The following is an 18,309-nucleotide window of genomic DNA, read 5'->3' as shown; positions in this document are numbered from 1 at the left end:
AGAGCAAGGGAGTTGAAGTGAAGGCAGACCAGGCGGAGCCGGTCACGTCCAGCGCGGACGGATCGATCGGCGTCACCATCAAATACGGCGCGGGCTACGCGGACACCTGGGCCGTCTTCCGGGGCTCCGTGGAGCAGGTCCGCACGCAGATCTGCGGTTTCTTCGGATTCGAGTGTAAAGATTGGACCGGACTATCGCTCAGCGACCTCGTTGTCAACGCGACGAACCTCGCGCACGGCAAGGGCAACATCGCCTCGATCCTCGACGCCCGGATCATCTCCGATGCTCCCGCTCCGACTCCGGAGAACGACCCGTGGGCGGCTGCCTCGGCCTCCACGCCCGAGCAGCCCACCGCCAACAAGTCCGCCTGGATTCTGGGCGAGATCGAGAAGGCGCCCAGCCTCGACGAGCTGAAGAAGCTCTGGGCCGCGAACCAGGCCATGTTCGAGGACCCCGCCGTTATGGCCGCCTACAAGGCCCGCGGCCGGGCCCTGAAGAACGGGTGACGCCATGCCCGCCGTGATCCTCGCCTTCGTCCTGGTCAGCTCCGCGCTGGGCTCCGTCATCGTCCCGCGCACCACCGAGCCGACCCCCTACTACCGCAACGACATCCCCACAGAAGGAGAAACCGAGTGACCCTGAACTTCGTCGAGATCCCCACCGCTGGCGGCGGCTGGTTCAAGCCTGCCGATGTGAAGGACGCGGTGGCGTTCCTGATCGAGGTCAACTCGTACGAGGCCCAGCGCCCCACCCCGAACGGGCCGAAGGACTCCGCCCTCTGCGACATCACGGTCTTCAAGGACCGCGAGAGCCTGGAGAAGCTCTCCCCCGAGATCAACAAGGGCACGCGGGTCGAACAGACCCTCCTCGCCCGCGACCTGGAGAAGGTCGTCGGCAACGCCACGATCGTCAAGCTGGACCAGGTCCCGCCGAAGCGACCGGGCGCTCACCCGGCCTGGGTCTGGCGTCCGGTGAACGACGCCGGGGTCCGCCAGAAGGTCATCGAGTACGCGCAGGCGCGCGAGGCCGCCGTGAACGCGGCCGTCGCCGACGCCCCCGACTTCGACTGACGCACGCGAGGTGCTGGGGGTCGGTCGTCCGGCTGGCCCCCGCCTCGCGGGTCTGGAGGACCCGTGACCCGTCCCGACTGGGACTGCTGGGCCATGAGCATCGCCGAAGCCGTGTCGTCCCGTGCCGACTGCACGCGCGCACAGGTCGGCGCCGTGCTCCTGTCCCGCACGAACCGCGTCCTGAGCGTCGGCTACAACGGCTTGCCGGCGGGACTGCCCGGCTGCGCGACGGCCGCGAACTGCCCGCGAGGGCGGCTCACGACCGAGGAGTGCGCCCGCGACTCGGACTACTCGAACTGCGCAGCCGTCCATGCCGAGGCCAATGCCATTCATCACGCCGACCCCACTCAGCTCCGGGGCTCGACCTTGTACGTCACCCGCATGCCGTGTCCGGCCTGCACGACCCTGATCCGCTCGGCGGGCATCCGCCGCGTCGTCCACAGATGAAAGGAGCCGCTTAGTGCTGACCCCCGCAAGGTCGCTGGCGCTGCATGCCGAATCCGGCAAGGAGCTGCCCCGCGTCGAGGCGTTCGACGCCCTGTACGGGATGGGGTGCCGCCCGCGTCACGGCGAGGTCATCATGATCGCGGGCCGGTCCGGCACCCAGAAGAGTGGGTTCGCCCTCTACTGGGCCGCGATGATGAACCTGCCGACGCTGTACTTCAGCGCGGACATGTCCGCCTTCACGGCGAGTTCGCGTCTGGCGTCCATGGCTACCGGCGACACCACGGAGATGGTCGAGGCCGGGATGGCTGCGGGCGGACGGCACCGCCAGGAGTACCTGTCCGCCCTCGCGGGCTCGAACATCACCTTCGCCTTCGGCTCGCCGATCACCTGGAAGAACATCGACGAGGAGCTGGAAGCGTTCATCGAGCTGTGGGACGCCTACCCCCAGGTCTTCGTGTTCGACAACCTCATGGACTTCGACGGGGCCGAGTCCGACTACACCGAGCAGATGGCCGTGATGAGCGGCCTCACCGAACTGGCCCGCGCCACGGGTGCAACCGTGATCGTCCTGCATCACGCGAGTGACAAGAGCTGGGAAGCCAAGTCCGACCCGTGGGCCCCGCCGTCCCGCGACCAGGTGAAGGGCGGCCTGTCGGAGAAGCCCGAGCTGTCCTTGTCCGTCGCGCTGGACCCGACCTCACACGAGTACCGCGTCGCGGTGATCAAACAGCGCATGGGCCCCTGCGACCCCACGGCCAGGCGGTACGCGTCGATGCGCTGCCACCCCGAGGTGACGCGCTTCTCCAAGCTCGAACGCATGGTGCCGGCGGCTACCCCGGCGAAGCCCTGGTCTCCCACAGATGCCCTGATCAAGTAGAAGGTAGGTGTAAATTTTGGACCCGATCGTCAAGCGCAACCGAGCCAACAAGCGCAAGGGTGCCGACTGGGAGATCGAGCTGATGACGGGCCTGCGGTCCGTCGGCGAAGACGTGGAACGGCTGCGGCTGACCGGTGCGGAGGACGAGGGCGACCTCGCCATACGCGAGGACGGCGGCCTCTTCACCATCGTCGAGGCGAAGAACGCCAAGTTCGAGCCCGGCCCCTTCCTCGACGAGGCTCACCGCGAGCGCATGAACTTCGCCAAGCATCGGGGCATCGATCCGGACTGCGTGGAGTCGATCGTCGTCGTCAAGCGCCGGGGGAAGGGCTGGCGGCAAGCCTTCGTCCTGACCACGGTCGAGGCGTACTTCGGCCTGGACGCCGCCGAGTGAACGCCACCACCTTCGAAGAGGCCGCCGAGTACGAGCGCCTGGTCGAGGAGCTGGGCCGCTTCGATCCAGCATCCGCCGGCAGCGCAGGGCTTGAGTCCCTCGGCTACGACGACGACAAGGGCTGGTTCGTCGGGCGGCGAGTGCCGTGAAGTTCCGCCGGGTCGACACCGACCACGAGGACCAGGACCACGAGAAGCCCACGCTCGAAGCCGTCTTCGAGCACTACGACATCGACTTCAACTCACACCGCGCCACCGGCATGAGCCACTGCCCCTTCCACGAGGACGACACCCCGTCCTTCTCGTGGAACACGGACCGGCAGCTCTGGAAGTGCCACTCCTGCGGAAAGGGCGGTGACTCATTCAATCTGATCATGGAAAAGGAAGGCACTGACTTTGTCGGAGCACGAGCCCTTGCAGCCTCTCTCGCCTTCGCAACGCGAGATGCTGGAGGAGGCGACGAGCGCCTATCAGGAAGCTCTTACGCCGGGCGTCGCGCGGTATCTCCTCGACAGGGGAATCGGCCGCGAGGAGGCGGTTACACACCGGCTTGGCGTCGTCGGTGACCGGCCGTTCCCCGGCCACGAACGCTTCCGCGGAATGCTCGCGATTCCCTACCTCGACCGCAACGGCGCCCCGCTGACCGTGCGCTTCCGATGCCTGGAGGAGCACGACCACCGAGCCGCCTTCCACGGCAAGTACAACACGATCAAGGATGACCCGCCCCGCATGTACGGCATCGCCGACGTGCACCAGGCCGGGGACACGATCGAGGTGACCGAGGGCGAACTCGACCGGATCATCCTCCGCAAGATCGGCCTTCACGCGGTCGCCATCCCTGGCGCCTCCCTCTGGCAGGGGCGCCACAGGCGGATGCTCGCGGGCTTCAACCGCGTCCGCGTCTGGGGTGACCCGGACGACGCGGGAGCCGAGTTCACCGCCCGAATCTGCCGGTCACTGCGGTCCGCCAAGGGCGTGCGGCTGCGGGACGGCGACGTGAGCGAGACGTACATGCAGGGGGGCGCTCAGGCCCTTCTCGACCTGATCAAGGAGAACGACCAGTGACCACCGCCCCCGCCAAGAAGGCCACGCCTCGCAAGGCGCCGGCACGGAAGGCCGACCCGCTCGCGGACGTGCTCGCGGAGGTGCGGGCCGCCGCCCAGAAGATCGGCCCCCTGCCGCCTCACCTCGTCGGCGGCGTGTACCCCGAGCGGGGCATCGACGCCTACAGAAAGAGGGGCGAGGAGTGGGCGATCATCAACGCCGACCGGGGCGAGGTGGGCGTCCTGGGCGTCGATGGCCTGGCGATCGAGGTCGCCTTCGCCGCCTTCGGAGGGCGCACCCCCGAAGAGATCCGCAAGGGCCTCGTCCGCCTGGCCTCGCTCGCGGTCGCCGCCATCGGCCAGATCGACGGGGGCCGGAAGTGAGCGACCTGCCCGGCACCCCTGGCCCGACCCTCAAGCGCATCTATGAGGAGCTGGAGCCGGACGTACGGGAGACCGTCGTCGTCCGCCTCCTTGACATCGGCTCCTCTGCCGAGCGCCTGGCCCTGGTCCTCCGCAAGCACGGGCACACCGTCTCCGCTTCCACGATCCGCACGTACCGACGCTCTCTCCGCGAGGTGTAAATTTTGGACCACTCCGAGCTTCTGACCGACCTCCTCAAGACGCCGACCGCCCCGGCCGTACCCGGCCGCCAGGCCGACCCGGAGAAGGACTTCACGCGCCAGATCGAGGTGTCCGGGGACGCTGCCGAGGTGACCGTCCGAGGCCCCGAGGGCATCGACCCCGAGTCGAGCGCGGCCGACGTGCTGCGGGCTCACGGCCTCGACCCTTCCGAGTGGGAGGTGACCGGCTTCCGGTCGAGCGAATGGACCATGGCAAGCGGTGAGCCGGGCGTGAGCGCCCGCTTCTCCTTCGGCCGTCGCAAGGTGCCGGCGGTTCTCGAGCGTCCCAATGTCGACGAACTCCTCCGCGTGTTCGACGAGGCGCCGGGCTCCGTCCAGGGCGACGAGGAGGGCGAGTTCACGTTCGTCGTCGCCTTGGGTGACATGCAGTTCGGCAAGATCGACGGAGACGGGTACGAGGGCACGCTTCGCCGGGCGATCGAGTGCATCGACCAGGCCGCCCGCCTCCTCGACGAGTACCGCGAGCGATTCGATATCGAGCACGTCCACCTTGCGTGGCTCGGCGATCACGTCGAGGGATTCGTCTCGCAGGGCGGCGCGAACGTGTGGCGGACTCAACTGACCCTCACGGAACAGATCCGCCTCACCCGGCGCCTGATGGCGTACGCGATCATCAAGTTCGCCCCGCAGGTCAGCCGCCTTACCGTCGTCGCAGTCCCCGGCAATCACGGCGAGGCCGTCAGGCCCGGCGGCAAGGGCGTGACGAGGTACGACGACAGCCACGACACGGACGCCCTGATCTCCGTGAGCGAGGCCCTGGCCCTGGCGGGCGAGGAGTACGCGCACGTCGAGGTGTTCGTCCCGGAGACGGACGAGCTGACGGTCGTCGTCGAGTGCTCGGGAACAGTCGTCGCCCACGCCCACGGGCACCAGTGGCGGCCGGGCAAGCACTTCGAGTGGTGGCGGGCCCAGGCGTTCGACAAGACGTCCGCGATGCACACCGCCGACCTGCTTCTCGCGGCGCACCTGCACCACGAGTTCGTGGACACGGACGGCCCGCGCACCTTCATCCAGGTGCCGGCGATGGAGTCCGAGTCGACGTGGTGGCGGCACCTCAAGGGCACGCGCGGGGCGCCGGGCCTGATGGTCATGGTCACGAAGGACGGCGACGTGCCCGTGAAGGAAGTGGTCAGGTGACGGCCCCGGACTGGCGAGTGCTCGATCTCCCCCAGGTCGTAGCGCTCGCCGGTCGGGCGGCCCGCCGCATCGCGGACGGCTACGAGGACACGCTCACGATGGAGTACGAGGACGCCCGCCAAGAGGCGCTGATCATCCTCGCCACGAAGCCGGACATGGTGAACGAGTGCCTGTCCGATGACTCGCTCGGCCTCGGCGTCCTCTATCACCGCCTCGTCCGCGACCTGATCGACCGAGTGAAGACCGAAGCGAAGTACCGCATCCGGCACACCTCCTACGAGGCCGCCTGTGATGCGGCCGAGAAGGGGCGTGTGTGAGCGGGTACGACAGGCGGCTCGTCGAGCATCTGCTGCCGGCGGTGTGGGACATCGAGGCCGCGTACGGCATTCGGAACCCCACCGCCCCGGATGCCGACATGCCGAAGGGGACCGTCGACAAGAAGGCCGCGGGGACTCTGTTCGCGCATCTCGCCGACATCCGGCGCGGCTGGAAGACGGCCCCCCTGTCCCTGGTCGAGAAGCGAGCCCTGTTCATGCGGTTCGCCCTCGACTGGGAAGACCGGCGAATCGCGGCCCGCGAGGCGGTCACCGACCGGGCCGTCCGCTACCGGCTGGAGCGGGGGGTCGGCAAGCTCGCCGCCCACCTTAACGGCCTTGAGTACATCGACAGTTACGACGAATTGGAGACCGCAGCGTGAGCGAGCCCCTGCCCGAGGAGCCCGTCACCGAGGAGCCCGAGCCCGGAGTCGAGCCGCCCGCCAGTATGGGCCCGGAGGACTTCGAGTTCTGGGATAACTCGACCCAGACCTTCTACGAGCGGCGAGCGGACGGCACGGTCATCGCCCGCCCTTTCAATGAGTCCGAAGTCGCACAGCAGCAAGCCGAGTTGGCGATCGACTCCTTGCACGCCGAGGCCGCGTTCGCGATCGAGTACCTCGACGACCGGATCGACCTCTGCCTCGCCTTCCTGGCCAACCCGGCGCCGACCGCCGAGGAGTCGGCAGCACAGGCGCGAGTGGTGGCCGACCTCGCGGCCTACAGCGCCGGGACGCTGAAGCGGCTCATCAAGGTGATCGCCGTGATGCTGAACAAGCCGGTCTGACCTTGAGCACAACCGACCACCCCCACCACCTGAAGGAGTCTCCCATCACCACCCCGACCACCGCTGTCCCCTTCGGCCCGACCGGTCAGACCGTCTACGAGCGGACCTACTCCCGCACCCTGCCGGACGGCTCGAAGGAACAGTGGCCGGACACCGTACGCCGCGTGGCGTCCGGGAACCTCGCCCTCGTCTACGGTCCGCCGGAGGGTTGGAGCGAGGCTGTACGGGCCGAGCATGACGAGCTGGTCTCTCTGTTGGACCGCTTCGCCGTTCTCCCCGCAGGGCGCCATCTGTGGGCGTCTGGAGTGAAGGGCAGGCAGTACCTCTTCAACTGCCACGTTGCGGGCTGGGGCGAGCAGCTCAGCCGGCACCACGAGTTCACCTTCCTTCGGCTGATGGAAGGAGGCGGGGTCGGCGCGAACTACAGCTCGAAGTACCTCGCGCCGTACGGCCTGCCCCGCCGGGAACTGCGGGTGCACATCGTGTGCGACCCCTCCCACCCGGGCTACGAGGACATGCGATCCGCGGGTGTGCTGTCCGATGCCTACGACTCCGACTGGGACGGCGCCTTCGAGGTCGAGGACTCCCGCGAGGGCTGGGCCTCGGCGATGACCGACCTGATCGACACCTTCATGACGGACGGCGAGGTGAAGCACTCCCACCGCGTCTACGACGTGAGCCGCGTCCGAGGCAAGGGCGCCCGACTGAAGACCTTCGGAGGCGTCGCCTCGGGCCCGGCCCCGTTCGGCCGGATGATGCAGGAGATCGGCCGCATCCTGTCCGGCGCCTTCCGCAGCCACGAGCGCGGCCTCCGGGCTCGCGGTCACCTTCTCCCCACCGAATCCATGGAGATCGACCACGCCATCGCGGAATGCGTGGTCAGCGGGGGGAACCGCAGGTCGGCACGAATGGCCATCTGTGCATGGAACGACCCGTACATCGAGGAGTTCCTCGCCTGCAAGCAGGACCCGGGCCGTCACTGGACCACGAACATCAGCGTGGAGATCGACCAGGACTTCATCGACTACCTGTCGAACGGCAAGCACGACGACTTCGGCCCCGGCGGCGCCGAGATGGCCTACATGGTGCACCGCAAGGTCGTCGAGGGGATGCTCGCGAACGGCGAGCCCGGCTACTGGAACTCGACCTACTCCAATGCCGGAGAAGTGGGCGAGGTCATCGCCACGAATCCGTGCGGCGAGATCGCGCTCGAAGCCTGGGAGAACTGCAACCTCGGGCACATCAACCTCGACGCCTTCGTGCTGGACGGGCACGAGGCGTTCGACGAGAGCGGCCTGAAGCGGGCGCACGAGCTGATGACGCGCTTCCTGATCCGGGCCACGTACGGCGACGTCAACGACGCCGAGCAGGCCGAGCGCCTGGCCGCCAACCGGCGAATAGGCGTCGGCCATCTGGGAGTTCAGGCGTTCCTCGCGAAGCAGGGCGTGAGGTACAGCGAAGCGCCGGCACACACCCGGTTCCGCCTCCTCCTCGGCCGCATGAAGAGGGTCGTCCGCCAGGCCGCCCGCGACTACGCGTTCGAGCTGCGGATTCCCGAGCCCGTGAAGTGCACGACGGTCGCACCGACCGGCACGATCGCCAAGCTCCCCGGCACGACCGAGGGCATCCACCCGATCTACGCGAGGACGTTCCTGCGACGAGTTCGCTTCTCCATGGCCGACCCGGACCAGGCCGCGAAGGTCGCCGCCTTCGAGGCGCAGGGGTACCCGGTCGAGGTGTGCCAGTACGACCCGAGCGGCAACACGTTCATCGTGGTGTTCCCGACGCTGGAGCGGCTCGTCGAGGAGGTGGAGGCTCGCGGCTACCCGGCCGATCTGGTCGAGTCCGCCGACGAGTTGAGCCTGAACCAGCTCCTCGCCTTCCAGGCGATGTACCAGACCGAGTACGCCGACAACGCGGTGAGCTTCACCGCGAACGTGCCCGAGGGCCTGGACCTCGACGAGACGGCCGACGTGATCGAGGCGTGGCTCCCCCTCCTGAAGGGGACGACGGTCATGGTCGACGGCACCCGACCGCAGGCGCCGTACGAGCGGATCAGCCGGGCCGAGTTCGAGAAGCACGAGACGTACATCGTCGAGGACTCGATCGACGAGGAGTGCTCGACCGGCGCCTGTCCGGTGCGCTGACCGCTGTCAGTGGGGGCGGGCATGATGGTCACATGGACCGCGTGCACAAGATCACCAGCCTCGACGCCACCTGGAAGCCCGGCGATGTCGTTCTCGACGCCAAGGGTGACATTCGGGTTCGGTCCGAGCATCCGAAGTGGGTGTGGGACTACCCCAACGAGGGCAGCACGCGTGACGCCCTCGGCAGGCTGATGATCCCGGAAGGCGGGCTGGAGGAGAAGGACGTCGCTCGCCCCCTGATCCTCCTGATCCGGGACGGAAAGCCCATCGGCGGACAGCTCGTCGAGGAGAATCAACTCCCATAAAATGCAAGCCTGTTGGGCCCCTTCCTGGGGGCCCTTCTGGCGTTTCCGCAGGTAGAATGCCTGCATGACGTTCAAGATGACGTGGGCGCTGGTCGCCGAGCACGCAGACGAGTGGACCGGCGACGACTTCAGCGAGGCGGCTGCCGTCCTGGACGAGAGGGTCGGCGCAGCCGTCTCCGTAAGCGGCATGAACCCCGACGCGCAGGCCCACTTCCGCGAGACGTTCCTCGCTCCCGTCCGGGACGGCATCGCAGGCGCCGGCAGGACCGCAGTCGAGACCGGCCAGGGCTGGGACAAGGCCGCGGGGCCTCTCCTCGTCGTCCTCACCCCGGCCGCGTAACGCACAACCCCCCTCCGCTGCGGTTCGGAGGGGGGTCTCTGTGCTCGACAGCCCCACGGGGGGAGGGCTGCCGCCTGCGGGTCAGGGACGGGGTCGGCGGCCTGCCCGCAAGTCGATGGTCGCGATGACCGCGCGCCGGTAGGTCTCCTCGAACCTCGCGTGCCCGGCCTCGGCGCGATGCTGGGCGATCCACTTCGTCACCTTCTGCTGGTCCGACATCTCAGGGGACGTCGCCTTGCAGTCGGTCTCGCCCTTGAAGACGCACCGGGCCTGTATGACCCAGTCGACCGCCGGGTCCGGGTCAACGCGATAGGGCTCGAACGAGTGCCTGCTCTTGACGGTCACGCCCTCACCCCCGCATGTGACGCCGCGAGGTGCCGGCGCAGGTAGACGTTGCAGTCGCTCTCCCCGCTGCGGTCCCCTGCCTGGAAGCGGGCGGTTCTCTTGGCGGCCAGCTCCGCGCACTTCTCGCACCCGTCCACGGGCTTGGGCGGGTCACTCGGCACTGATCTGGTCCGCGAAGTCGTACTCGGGCTCGCCCTCGGCGTCGGTGTCATTCGACCGAAGTCGCCTCTCCTCTTCCGGGGTGAGACCGCGAGCGGTCCCCGGCTGAACCTCCCACTCCTTCCCGCCGCCAGGGGGGCGGAGCAGCCACCGACCAGCGACAGTCCCCATGAACTCACCGGTCTTGCCGTTGCCGTCGATCATGAGCTGTTTCGCTGTCGGCATCGCGTCTCTCCTATCCGTCCTTCACCGCCAACCCCCGGGGTCCAGTTTTCGCCTGCACGATCGGTGTGGCCACGGCAGGATTGACGCAGTGATGACGCACTTGTGATGCACGTCGTTGCGCCGGGTAGACCGGAGTCAGGCAGCGAAGGGGGTAGGCCGTGGGCCTGAAGGAGCGGCGGAAGGCGCGCGGCTACAGTCAGGAGTCCTTCGCCGTCGCTGTGGGCGTCGACCGCACGACGGTTGGCCGGTGGGAGCGGGGGGAAACAGAACCGCAGCCGCCCTTGCGGCCAAGGCTCGCCGAGCTGTTAGGGCTGGACCTGGCGGGCCTGGGCGCCCTGCTATCGCCACAAGCTGTCACGCAGGAGGCCGAGGGGCACCTCGACGACCTGACCAGTGACAGTGGTGACGACATGATCCGACGCGACTTCTTGCGCATTCTCGCGGTCGCCGGAGCCCTGCCCGCTCTGCCGGCGGACGGAGTTCTCGACGAGGCCGCCGACTTCCGCGCGATGAACGAGCACCTGTGGCAGGTGTACCAGCTCGCCCGCTCGAAGCGGGGCGTGTACCCGATCGTGAGGGACCAGCTCGCCGCCCTCACAGACGAGCTGAAGGACGGCCGCGACACGACCGGCCTGTGCATGGCGGCCGGGGATCTCTTCCAGCTCGCGGGCGAGCTTGCCTTCGACCAGAACCGCTACACCGACGCGGCGGCCTCGTACACCCTGGCGGCCTCTGCCAGCCGCGAGGCGCGGCACTTCGACCTCTGGGCGTGCGCGCTCACCAGGCACGCGTACGTCTCCCTGTACGAGCGGCAGTGGGCCGACGCGGCAGGCGTGCTCACGGCCGCCGAGAGGGTGGCCCGGCGAGGGGACAGCCACCTCGCCACCCGGCATTGGGTCGCAGCCGTGCAGGCGCAGGCGTTCGCCGGCATGGGGAACCTCGACGCCTGCGAGCGGAGCCTAGACGAGGCCGAGCGGGTCCTCGACCTCACCGCGGATTCCGTGAATGGCGGATGGCTGCGGTTCGACTCCTCCCGCCTGGCCGAGGAGCGCGGGGCCCGGTACGTCGAGCTGGGCAGGCTGGACCTCGCCGAGACGGCCCTCCTGGGCGCCCTGCAACAGGCCGAGCTTGGCCGGGGTCAGTCGTACCGGCGCAGGGGTGCCGTCCTGGCCGACCTCGCCATAGTCGGCGCGAAGCGGCGGGACCTGGACGAGGTAGCGGTGTACGCCCGCGAGGCAATGGATCTCGCGCGACGCTCGGGCTCGGGGTACGTGGCCCGTAAGCTGCGAACGCTGCGGGTCGAGCTGCGGCCCGTCGCCAGTGACGTACGCGCGGCCGAGCTGGACGCCGAGCTTGCCGAGTTGGCCGCCTGATGAGAGGGGACAGCGTGACGGAGGAGAACGGGCGACGATTCCGCGAGGCGTGGATCGCGGGCGTGCAGAAGCACTTCCCCGGCGAGCCGAAGCCGAGCTACGTCACCCCGTGGGAGGAGACGCCGGACTGGGAGCGCGAGGCCGCTGCTTCCGTGTGGTCGCAGGTCGCGCAGTTCCTCGACGTGTCCGAGGGGCACGCGAAGCGGCTCTCCCGCGAACAGAAGGGCCGCTTCGTCGCAACGTGCTGGACGGCTCAGATGTACAAGCACTTCGGCGACCCGAAGCCTGCGTATGTCGCCGACTGGCCCGAGCTGCCGGACTGGCAGAAGGAGACGGACAGCGACATCTTCGAGGCCGTAGAGGATGCCCTCTCCTAGCCTTCCGTGGCCCCCACGAGCGCCGTCTCCTCTTCGCGTGCGGCCTCGCTGGGGGCTTCGGCTATCTCGGCCGCGACGGCGGTCAGCTCGGCGTCGTTGTCCATCTCCTCGCGGGCTTCGAGGACGACATCGACGACTTGCCCGATCGCGACCGTGGGCACCTCGTCCACGTGATCGCAGTGGTCCTTCTCCTTGGCCACGACCTCGCCCGTGTCCGTGTTCACGGCGACCGTGGTCACCACGGGCTTCAACGGCGCCTCGTCCCCGAGTGGGGCGGAGATGGTCGTATGCACTGTCAGGTCTTCCGCGACGGGCGCCGACATCATCATCATGACGCGGTTGCCTCGCTGAACCGGGCCAACCACTTCGACCTGTCCGGGCGACGCCTGACCGAGGAACTCGGTCACTTCACTGGCCTGGTCGACGAGCGAGTCCAGTGAGGGAGGGAGGATCGACTTGAGGCCCGAGTTCTTCTCCTTCTTCTCCTCCTCGTAGTAGTTGTCACCCGAGCTGGGGTAATACTCGTCTTCAGGAGCGGGCTCCGCCTCGGCCTTGCCGTTGCCGTTGGTCTTCCCGTTGTCGAGCTTCTCGTCCTTCTTCTCGGCCATCGTCCTGGCCTCGCCCCTGCCGGCGGCGCTGGCGGTCTCCTCGTCGTCGAACTTGCCGGACGTAGTGAGGCTGGCTTGCCCGGCCTTGTGACCGGTGACCGGCTGGACGGCCCGTATGTAGACCGGCCGATTCGCTACCTTCACTTCGCTCGTGTCGACCTTCACCTTGCCGTCTTTGCCGGTGCTGATGCGGACCCCATCGCCGTACGCGAGCGCATACGCCTCCGATAGAGAGAGGCCGCGACGCCGAGCCTCGGCGATCAGTGCCTTGCGCTGCTCGTCGGTGAGCGGAACACCCGCGATGCCGCCTCCGCCGTCGAGGTACGTCGGCTGGTAGCCGGGATCGAGCGTCTCCGTGTAAGCGTCGTCTTCCCGGACGCCTTGCGGCGGAGCCGCGCGGGTCGGCGCTGGATCATCGCGCACAGTGGCCCAGGTCAGAGCACTGAAGACACCGCCCACAAGGAGCGAGTAGGCCGCGATGGCGGTCTTCCGGCTCGGCTCTCCCTTGGCCGGTAGCGCGAGGATTCTGCCGATGGGGTGCTCGCTGATCTTCTCGTCCTGCGGTGACGAAGCGTGGCGACCCATGGGTGAACCTCCCCCAAACGGAATGTGTTCTTCCGGTGAATCCAATCACGCCCGAGAAGATCGTTTTGGGGTGCAAACCTTGAACTTTGCACCGGATAAGGTGAGCATGGTCACGTTTTGACTGTCCAGTATCCGGGGACCGACATCCGAATATCGGACACATCCGACCACATCGGAATCGAACAGGTGCCGGCGGTAATGTCTACGACGAGCGCAAGCCGCCTCGTCCAACGCGTCCGGCAGGAGAAACACCCCTATGGCAGAGCGCAAGCCGATCGAATCGTGGCTGACCGACATGGACGGCGTGCTCATCCATGAAGGCGTACCGATCCCAGGCGCCGACGCCTTCCTGAAGCAGCTCCGCGACTCCGGCAAGCCGTTCCTCGTCCTGACGAACAACTCGATCTATACGCCCCGAGACCTCGCGGCCCGGCTCTCCCGCATGGGCCTGCAAGTGCCGGCGGAGAACATCTGGACCTCGGCCCTGGCCACCGCGAAGTTCATGGATGACCAGCGGCCCGGCGGTACGGCGTACGTCATCGGCGAGGCGGGCCTGACCACGGCCCTGCATGACGTCGGGTACGTCCTGACCGACCAGGACCCCGAATTCGTCGTACTCGGCGAAACGAGGCAGTACAGCTTCGAGGCGCTCACGAAGGCCATCCGCCTGATCAACAACGGCTCGCGGTTCATCGCGACCAACCCCGACAACACCGGCCCCTCGCCCGAGGGCGCCCTGCCCGCCACGGGCTCGGTCGCCGCCTTGATCACGAAGGCCACGGGGAAGGACCCGTACTTCGTCGGGAAGCCGAACCCGCTGATGATGCGGGCCGGGCTGAACGCGATCGGCGCCCACTCTGAGACCTCGGCCATGATCGGTGACCGGATGGACACGGACGTACTCGCGGGCCTTGAGGCTGGCATGACGACGTTCCTCGTCCGCACCGGACTGACGACCGACGCCGACATTGCGCGGTACCCGTTCCGGCCCTCACACGTCGTGGACTCGATCGCGGATCTCGTCGACCAGGTGTGACGATCTTTCAGCAGACACAGAGAAGGCCCTCCCGGTATGTTGGGAGGGCCTTCTCTGATTGGTAGCTGCCTGTAGGTCTACCTCTCACGGAGGGCGACAAACCGCAGGTCAGGGCCAAATATGTTTTGGGTGTGCGGGTCTCGCCCAGGATCACGAAGTCGGGATCGGTGTCCGTGAGGACGTAGCCGACCTCGTGCATCGCCGTGGTGAGGCCTGCCTCGCCGATCACGTACGCCGATCCACCGGGGTGCTGGTTGTCGAGGAACTTCGCGGTGGCCAGCGCCGAGGTCCAGATGTTCTCAACGGGGATGTCCAGACCGATACGGCTGAGACGGGCGTTCAGGTCACGCGCGGTGTAGATCGAGTTGTTCGTGAGGACCAGGAAAGGACGGCCGGAGTCGCGCAGCTTCTTGATGAAAGCGTCCGCACCCGGCACCGGGATGCCTTCGTGCATCAGCACGCCGTCCATGTCGGTGAGCCACGATTCGATGGGCTTGCGCTCTGCCATTTTGCCGGTCTCCTGTATGCATGGCTGGCTGTGGGGCGCCGGGACGACGCTGTGCCGACAGCCCCAGCCTATCGAGGCCGAAAGCCGTCGGTCCGTTCCTGTCGTGGCTGCTCCCGCCAGGCGATCTCGATCAGTTCGGCACGGAACGCCCGCTGTTGACCGCCCTTTCCGACGGGTTCGATCACGACCCTCGATGCTCTGGTGATCTCTTCCCGCTTCAGGGACAGCAGGTCGTCCGCGCGCAGTCGGCGTGCCTCGGCCTTGTCCGGACCGATCCGCTTCAGGGTTCCCTCGGTCCGACCGCTCTCGGACCTCCTGCGGGGCACGGGCGCGGTACCCGCACAGGCGGGGGTTTCGCAGCACGTACCCGGACGCTGCTGTAGCCCATCGTCCGGGCGCGCGCAGCCGCGCGTTAGCGCGTACGGCTGACACGTACGGGCCAAGAGAGCGCCGCTCCGGATGCGGAGCGGCGCGCCGCGCGTGAATCTCCTTGTTGAGGAGGTTCACCATGCGCTGTTCTCTGATCGCTCTCCGTGTCGCAGGGGCCGCCGTCGCCCTGACGGCGTCCGCCGCCGTGACCGCCCCCGCCGCCCTCGCGAACGAGTGGGACCGCGGCGGCGTCTCGGCGGAACCGAACCCGGCCGACCCGGGAGCGCACGTCAAGATCCGCGTCCGGGGGTGCGACGGCGACTGGGGGGTGGCCCGTTCGCCCGTCTTCGTCTCCGACGCCCGGCTCTCCTCGGGGCACGGCGACGGCCGGACCCTGCACGGCGAGGCGAAGATCCGCCCGCACGCCGACCCGGGCTGGCACGAGATCCGGATCAAGTGCGAGGGCGCCGACGGCCTGCGCGGCTCCATCGAGGTCCGCCGCGACCACCACCGCCCCGACCCGCACCACTCACCGGTGTGGCCGGTCCACGCGGGCGGCGGCGGGATGTCCGCCGAGGTCGCGGAGACGACCCGGCTGGCGGCGGCCGCGAAGAAGAGCCACGGCGGCGACGGCCCCGGGCTGCCCCACACCGTGATCGGCGCCGTCCTCGCCGCCGCGGCCACCCTGGCGGTCGCCGGCCGGGCGATCACCCTGCGCCGCCGCCGCAACGGCGGATGAGCGAGCCCAGGGCCTCCGCCGGCGGCCGGCTGCTGACCTTCGCCGCCTGGGCGGTGCTGGTGATGGGCCTGTGGCTGTGGGGCAAGGAGATCACCGGGGTTCCGCCCGCTCCGCCCGCCGGGCAGCAGGCCGCCGGACAGCAGGGGCCGGCCCTCCCGGCCGCGCGGGCCCCGCTGTCCGGGGCGATGCCCGCGCGGGTCGAGGTACCGGACCTGGGCGTCCGGGCGCCGGTGATCGCGCGCGGTCTGGACGCGCGGGGGGCGATCGACCCGCCGCCGTACGAGCTCCCGGGCACGGTGGGCTGGTGGGGGGCGGGTCCCGCGCCCGGAGCGGCGGGGGCCGCGCTGATGGTGGGGCACGTGGACACGAAGTCCAAGCCGGCCGTCTTCTACGGCCTGAGCACGCTCAAGCCGGGCCAGAAGATCCGCGTGGCGCGGGCGGACGCGACGGTCGCCGAGTTCACGGTGGAGGACGTACGCGTCTACGAGCGCGCGGGCTTCGACCCGCACGCGGCGTACGGACCCCGGGTGCGGGGCCGGGCCGAACTGCGGCTCGTGACCTGCGGCGGGAACTACGACAAGGCGGCCGGGCAGTACTCGGCGAACGTGGTGGTCTCCGCGTACCTGACGGGCGCGGGGACGGGGGCGGGGACGGGCGCGCGGACGGGGGCGGCCGCGGTCTAGCCCGTCCGGACCGGGAACGAAGAAGCCCCCGCAGCTTTCGCTGCGGGGGCTTCCCCTCGTCTGTGCGCCGCCAGGGACTCGAACCCCGGACCCGCTGATTAAGAGTCAGCTGCTCTAACCAACTGAGCTAGCGGCGCTTGCTGACAGGGAAAACTCTACCCCACCTGCCGAGGTGCTCGTGACCAGCCGCGCCCGCGTTGTCCGATTAACCCATGTTTGGGGGTTTATCGTGCACGATATGTCTGGTCGAGCCGAATCTGATGCCCCGACAGATGCGTGCCCGGCCGACCAGTGGACGAGCAGGGGAGTGGACGGAACCGCATGACGATGCAGCCTCCGGTGCATGTGCAGATGCCGACGCCGATGACGATGCCGGTCTTCGAGGAGTACGAGCCCGCCGGTGACTGCGTGTGCCTCGGGTGCGCGCAGCGGCGCCGCACCCTCGCGCGCGGGCGGGCCATAGCGCTCCGCGACGGCGGCCACCCGGCCGCGCGCGGGGCGCGCCGGGCGCTGGTACTGGCGACCGCGGCCGGCGTGGTGCTCGGCGGCGGCGGTTCGGCGGCGCTGGCCGCGGCCGCGCCGGTGCCCGGTCCGGGGCCGGTGGCGCTGGACGACCGCGGCGGTGCGGACGGTCCGGGCAGCCCGCAGGGCGGCCGGGCCCCGCTGCACGGACGCCCGGCCCCCGCCACGGGACCGCGTCCGCCGTCCTCGGCGGCGGGCCGGCCCGGCGCGCCGCCCGCGGTGCGGGCCATCGACCGGGCCACGATCATCAACCGGGCGAAGCTCTGGCTGGACGCCCAGGTCCCCTACAGCATGTCCGAGTACTGGTCGGACGGCTACCGGCAGGACTGCTCGGGGTACGTCTCCATGGTCTGGAACCTCGGTACGAACGAGTGGACCGGCAGCCTCGACACCTTCGCCACGAAGATCACGAAGGAGGAGCTGCTCCCGGGGGACATGCTGCTCTTCCACAACCCGGCGGACCCCAACAACGGCTCGCACGTCGTCATCTTCGGCGGCTGGGCCGACGAGACGCGCACCCACTACGTCGCGTACGAGCAGACCCGCCCGTACACGCGGAAGCTGGCCACGCCGTACGGGTACTGGAAGAACTCGGAGAAGTACCTCCCGTACCGCTACAACGGCGTGACCACCGGGGTCCTGCCGGACGTGCCGGTGCCGGGCGCCCCGGCGGCGGGCACGGCGGCCTTCCCCGGCGCGGCGAAGTTCGGCCCGGGCGCGGACAACGAGTACGTCACCGAGCTGGCCAAGATGCTGATCGGGCGGGGCGCCCTGCGGTTCTACCCCAAGGGGCCGAGCTCGAAGTGGAGCGAGGCCGACCGGCAGGCCACGCAGGCCTTCCAGCAGGCGCAGGGCTGGACGGACGCCGACGCCGACGGCATTCCCGGCGAGCACACCTGGCGGCTGCTGGTCCAGCGCCAGGGCAAGGACATCCCGCCGACGGGCCGCACGGCTCCGGGCACGGCGCCGGGCACGGTGAAGCCGCCGAAGGCGCCGCCGGGGGCCCTGCCGGGTTCCGCCGGGGTGCCGGCCTACCCCGGGCTGCGGGTCTTCCGCCCGGGGCAGTCCCATCCGGCCGTACTCGCCCTCGGCCGCCGGCTGGCGCAGAAGGGCTTCGGCAAGTACTACACGTCCGGCCCGGGCCTGCGCTGGAGCGAGGCCGACCGCCGCAACGTCGAGGCCTTCCAGCGCGCCCAGGGCTGGCGCGGCGGCTCGGCCGACGGCTACCCGGGCCCGGAAACCTGGCGCCGGCTGTTCGCATGACGGAGGCAACGAT

27 protein-coding genes, 1 tRNA gene and 1 pseudogene are annotated in these 18,309 nt (G+C 69.1%); 23 read left to right on the top strand and 6 right to left on the bottom strand.

Going from position 1 to position 18,309, the window contains the following annotated elements:
• The first annotated feature begins 17 nt into the window (after positions 1 to 17).
• From SSNG_RS12810 to SSNG_RS12740, 17 genes are all read left to right on the top strand, one after another.
• A complete protein-coding gene (locus SSNG_RS12810) occupies positions 18 to 506 on the top strand; it encodes a hypothetical protein (protein WP_007264253.1) in 489 nt (162 codons plus the stop codon).
• Positions 507 to 510: 4 nt separating this feature from the next.
• On the top strand, positions 511 to 636 hold the full coding sequence (locus tag SSNG_RS44805; RefSeq protein ID WP_277752145.1) for a hypothetical protein: 126 nt from the start codon (positions 511 to 513) through the stop codon (positions 634 to 636).
• Complete coding sequence (locus SSNG_RS12805; protein WP_007264252.1) at positions 633 to 1,070, top strand: hypothetical protein; 438 nt, start codon at positions 633 to 635, stop codon at positions 1,068 to 1,070. The genes SSNG_RS44805 and SSNG_RS12805 overlap by 4 nt, the downstream gene beginning before the upstream one ends.
• Before the next feature lie 63 nt (positions 1,071 to 1,133).
• Positions 1,134 to 1,517, top strand: a complete 384-nt coding sequence (locus tag SSNG_RS12800) for a deaminase (RefSeq protein ID WP_042800923.1) — start codon at positions 1,134 to 1,136, stop codon at positions 1,515 to 1,517.
• A 13-nt stretch (positions 1,518 to 1,530) separates the two neighbouring features.
• Positions 1,531 to 2,394 (top strand): AAA family ATPase, encoded by an 864-nt coding sequence (locus SSNG_RS12795; RefSeq protein ID WP_042800922.1) that lies wholly within the window; start codon positions 1,531 to 1,533, stop codon positions 2,392 to 2,394.
• Between the two features lie 16 nt (positions 2,395 to 2,410).
• Entirely contained in the window at positions 2,411 to 2,788 is a 378-nt protein-coding gene (locus SSNG_RS12790) for a hypothetical protein (protein ID WP_007264249.1), read from the top strand.
• Entirely contained in the window at positions 2,785 to 2,937 is a 153-nt protein-coding gene (locus SSNG_RS42040; RefSeq protein ID WP_007264248.1) for a hypothetical protein, read from the top strand. Before SSNG_RS12790 ends, SSNG_RS42040 begins: the two co-directional genes overlap by 4 nt.
• A gap of 246 nt (positions 2,938 to 3,183) precedes the next feature.
• The gene (locus SSNG_RS12785) at positions 3,184 to 3,852 is read left to right on the top strand and encodes a hypothetical protein (RefSeq protein ID WP_007264246.1); all 669 of its coding nucleotides are present in this window, start codon (positions 3,184 to 3,186) and stop codon (positions 3,850 to 3,852) included.
• Positions 3,849 to 4,214, top strand: coding sequence for a hypothetical protein (locus SSNG_RS12780; RefSeq protein WP_007264245.1), 366 nt, complete (start codon positions 3,849 to 3,851; stop codon positions 4,212 to 4,214). The genes SSNG_RS12785 and SSNG_RS12780 overlap by 4 nt, the downstream gene beginning before the upstream one ends.
• On the top strand, positions 4,211 to 4,414 hold the full coding sequence (locus SSNG_RS12775; protein WP_007264244.1) for a hypothetical protein: 204 nt from the start codon (positions 4,211 to 4,213) through the stop codon (positions 4,412 to 4,414). Before SSNG_RS12780 ends, SSNG_RS12775 begins: the two co-directional genes overlap by 4 nt.
• 3 nt (positions 4,415 to 4,417) lie before the next feature.
• Complete coding sequence (locus SSNG_RS12770; protein WP_042800921.1) at positions 4,418 to 5,611, top strand: hypothetical protein; 1,194 nt, start codon at positions 4,418 to 4,420, stop codon at positions 5,609 to 5,611.
• Positions 5,608 to 5,928 carry a hypothetical protein gene (locus tag SSNG_RS12765; protein ID WP_050779612.1) on the top strand — a complete coding sequence of 107 codons (321 nt, stop codon included), beginning with the start codon at positions 5,608 to 5,610 and terminating at the stop codon, positions 5,926 to 5,928. Before SSNG_RS12770 ends, SSNG_RS12765 begins: the two co-directional genes overlap by 4 nt.
• Entirely contained in the window at positions 5,925 to 6,308 is a 384-nt protein-coding gene (locus SSNG_RS12760; RefSeq protein ID WP_007264241.1) for a hypothetical protein, read from the top strand. The genes SSNG_RS12765 and SSNG_RS12760 overlap by 4 nt, the downstream gene beginning before the upstream one ends.
• The gene (locus SSNG_RS12755; protein WP_007264240.1) at positions 6,305 to 6,712 is read left to right on the top strand and encodes a hypothetical protein; all 408 of its coding nucleotides are present in this window, start codon (positions 6,305 to 6,307) and stop codon (positions 6,710 to 6,712) included. Before SSNG_RS12760 ends, SSNG_RS12755 begins: the two co-directional genes overlap by 4 nt.
• A 2-nt stretch (positions 6,713 to 6,714) precedes the next feature.
• Complete coding sequence (gene nrdJ / locus SSNG_RS12750) at positions 6,715 to 8,859, top strand: ribonucleoside-triphosphate reductase, adenosylcobalamin-dependent (protein ID WP_241695031.1); 2,145 nt, start codon at positions 6,715 to 6,717, stop codon at positions 8,857 to 8,859.
• Positions 8,860 to 8,891: 32 nt separating this feature from the next.
• The gene (locus tag SSNG_RS12745; protein WP_042800920.1) at positions 8,892 to 9,164 is read left to right on the top strand and encodes a hypothetical protein; all 273 of its coding nucleotides are present in this window, start codon (positions 8,892 to 8,894) and stop codon (positions 9,162 to 9,164) included.
• Between the two features lie 64 nt (positions 9,165 to 9,228).
• A complete protein-coding gene (locus tag SSNG_RS12740) occupies positions 9,229 to 9,504 on the top strand; it encodes a hypothetical protein (RefSeq protein ID WP_007264237.1) in 276 nt (91 codons plus the stop codon).
• Positions 9,505 to 9,585: 81 nt separating this feature from the next.
• Here the strand turns inward: SSNG_RS12740 and SSNG_RS12735 are convergent, their stop codons facing one another.
• From SSNG_RS12735 to SSNG_RS12730, 3 genes are read right to left on the bottom strand one after another with little or no spacing between them, the layout of a single operon-like run.
• Complete coding sequence (locus tag SSNG_RS12735) at positions 9,586 to 9,849, bottom strand: hypothetical protein (protein ID WP_007264236.1); 264 nt, start codon at positions 9,847 to 9,849, stop codon at positions 9,586 to 9,588.
• Positions 9,846 to 10,010: a hypothetical protein gene (locus tag SSNG_RS42035; RefSeq protein ID WP_165364996.1), complete on the bottom strand. Its 165-nt coding sequence runs from the start codon at positions 10,008 to 10,010 to the stop codon at positions 9,846 to 9,848. The genes SSNG_RS12735 and SSNG_RS42035 overlap by 4 nt, the downstream gene beginning before the upstream one ends.
• Complete coding sequence (locus SSNG_RS12730) at positions 10,000 to 10,233, bottom strand: hypothetical protein (RefSeq protein WP_007264235.1); 234 nt, start codon at positions 10,231 to 10,233, stop codon at positions 10,000 to 10,002. Before SSNG_RS12730 ends, SSNG_RS42035 begins: the two co-directional genes overlap by 11 nt.
• A gap of 158 nt (positions 10,234 to 10,391) precedes the next feature.
• On the opposite strand from SSNG_RS12730, the gene SSNG_RS12725 reads away from it, so the two are divergent.
• Positions 10,392 to 11,606, top strand: a complete 1,215-nt coding sequence (locus SSNG_RS12725; RefSeq protein WP_007264234.1) for a helix-turn-helix transcriptional regulator — start codon at positions 10,392 to 10,394, stop codon at positions 11,604 to 11,606.
• Positions 11,607 to 11,620: 14 nt separating this feature from the next.
• A complete protein-coding gene (locus SSNG_RS12720) occupies positions 11,621 to 11,983 on the top strand; it encodes a hypothetical protein (protein ID WP_241695030.1) in 363 nt (120 codons plus the stop codon).
• Here SSNG_RS12720 and SSNG_RS12715 read toward each other — a convergent pair.
• On the bottom strand, positions 11,980 to 13,176 hold the full coding sequence (locus SSNG_RS12715) for a hypothetical protein (protein WP_007264232.1): 1,197 nt from the start codon (positions 13,174 to 13,176) through the stop codon (positions 11,980 to 11,982). The genes SSNG_RS12720 and SSNG_RS12715 overlap by 4 nt on opposite strands.
• Positions 13,177 to 13,432: 256 nt before the next feature.
• Between SSNG_RS12715 and SSNG_RS12710 the strand changes: the two genes are divergently transcribed.
• Positions 13,433 to 14,212, top strand: coding sequence for an HAD-IIA family hydrolase (locus tag SSNG_RS12710; RefSeq protein ID WP_007264231.1), 780 nt, complete (start codon positions 13,433 to 13,435; stop codon positions 14,210 to 14,212).
• A 106-nt stretch (positions 14,213 to 14,318) separates the two neighbouring features.
• On the opposite strand, the pseudogene SSNG_RS12705 reads toward SSNG_RS12710, so the two are convergent.
• Positions 14,319 to 14,720, bottom strand: a pseudogene (locus SSNG_RS12705) (TIGR01457 family HAD-type hydrolase); the annotation flags it as partial.
• A 508-nt stretch (positions 14,721 to 15,228) separates the two neighbouring features.
• Between SSNG_RS12705 and SSNG_RS12700 the strand changes: the two are divergent.
• Positions 15,229 to 15,828: a hypothetical protein gene (locus SSNG_RS12700; protein WP_007264229.1), complete on the top strand. Its 600-nt coding sequence runs from the start codon at positions 15,229 to 15,231 to the stop codon at positions 15,826 to 15,828.
• On the top strand, positions 15,825 to 16,511 hold the full coding sequence (locus SSNG_RS12695) for a class F sortase (protein ID WP_007264228.1): 687 nt from the start codon (positions 15,825 to 15,827) through the stop codon (positions 16,509 to 16,511). Before SSNG_RS12700 ends, SSNG_RS12695 begins: the two co-directional genes overlap by 4 nt.
• Positions 16,512 to 16,574: 63 nt before the next feature.
• Here SSNG_RS12695 and SSNG_RS12690 read toward each other — a convergent pair.
• Positions 16,575 to 16,648, bottom strand: a tRNA-Lys gene (locus SSNG_RS12690).
• Positions 16,649 to 16,874: 226 nt separating this feature from the next.
• Between SSNG_RS12690 and SSNG_RS12685 the strand changes: the two genes are divergently transcribed.
• Positions 16,875 to 18,296 (top strand): peptidoglycan-binding protein, encoded by a 1,422-nt coding sequence (locus SSNG_RS12685; protein WP_042803406.1) that lies wholly within the window; start codon positions 16,875 to 16,877, stop codon positions 18,294 to 18,296.
• Positions 18,297 to 18,309 lie beyond the last annotated feature (13 nt).

The sequence above is a fragment of the Streptomyces sp. C genome (assembly GCF_000158895.1).
Taxonomy (GTDB): Bacteria; Actinomycetota; Actinomycetes; order Streptomycetales; family Streptomycetaceae; genus Streptomyces; species Streptomyces racemochromogenes.
This window is presented reverse-complemented; position numbering and strand designations above follow the sequence as displayed.

Excerpts from the sequence above, each read along its gene's own strand:
- SSNG_RS12740 (WP_007264237.1), top strand. The coding sequence starts at position 9,229 with ATGACGTTCAAGATGACGTGGGCGCTGGTCGCCGAGCACGCAGACGAG.
- SSNG_RS12695 (WP_007264228.1), top strand. The coding sequence starts at position 15,825 with ATGAGCGAGCCCAGGGCCTCCGCCGGCGGCCGGCTGCTGACCTTCGCC.
- SSNG_RS12685 (WP_042803406.1), top strand. The coding sequence starts at position 16,875 with ATGACGATGCCGGTCTTCGAGGAGTACGAGCCCGCCGGTGACTGCGTG.
- SSNG_RS44805 (WP_277752145.1), top strand. The coding sequence starts at position 511 with ATGCCCGCCGTGATCCTCGCCTTCGTCCTGGTCAGCTCCGCGCTGGGC.
- SSNG_RS12730 (WP_007264235.1), bottom strand. The coding sequence starts at position 10,233 with ATGCCGACAGCGAAACAGCTCATGATCGACGGCAACGGCAAGACCGGT.
- SSNG_RS12745 (WP_042800920.1), top strand. The coding sequence starts at position 8,892 with ATGGACCGCGTGCACAAGATCACCAGCCTCGACGCCACCTGGAAGCCC.
- SSNG_RS12700 (WP_007264229.1), top strand. The coding sequence starts at position 15,229 with ATGCGCTGTTCTCTGATCGCTCTCCGTGTCGCAGGGGCCGCCGTCGCC.
- SSNG_RS12710 (WP_007264231.1), top strand. The coding sequence starts at position 13,433 with ATGGCAGAGCGCAAGCCGATCGAATCGTGGCTGACCGACATGGACGGC.
- SSNG_RS12715 (WP_007264232.1), bottom strand. The coding sequence starts at position 13,176 with ATGGGTCGCCACGCTTCGTCACCGCAGGACGAGAAGATCAGCGAGCAC.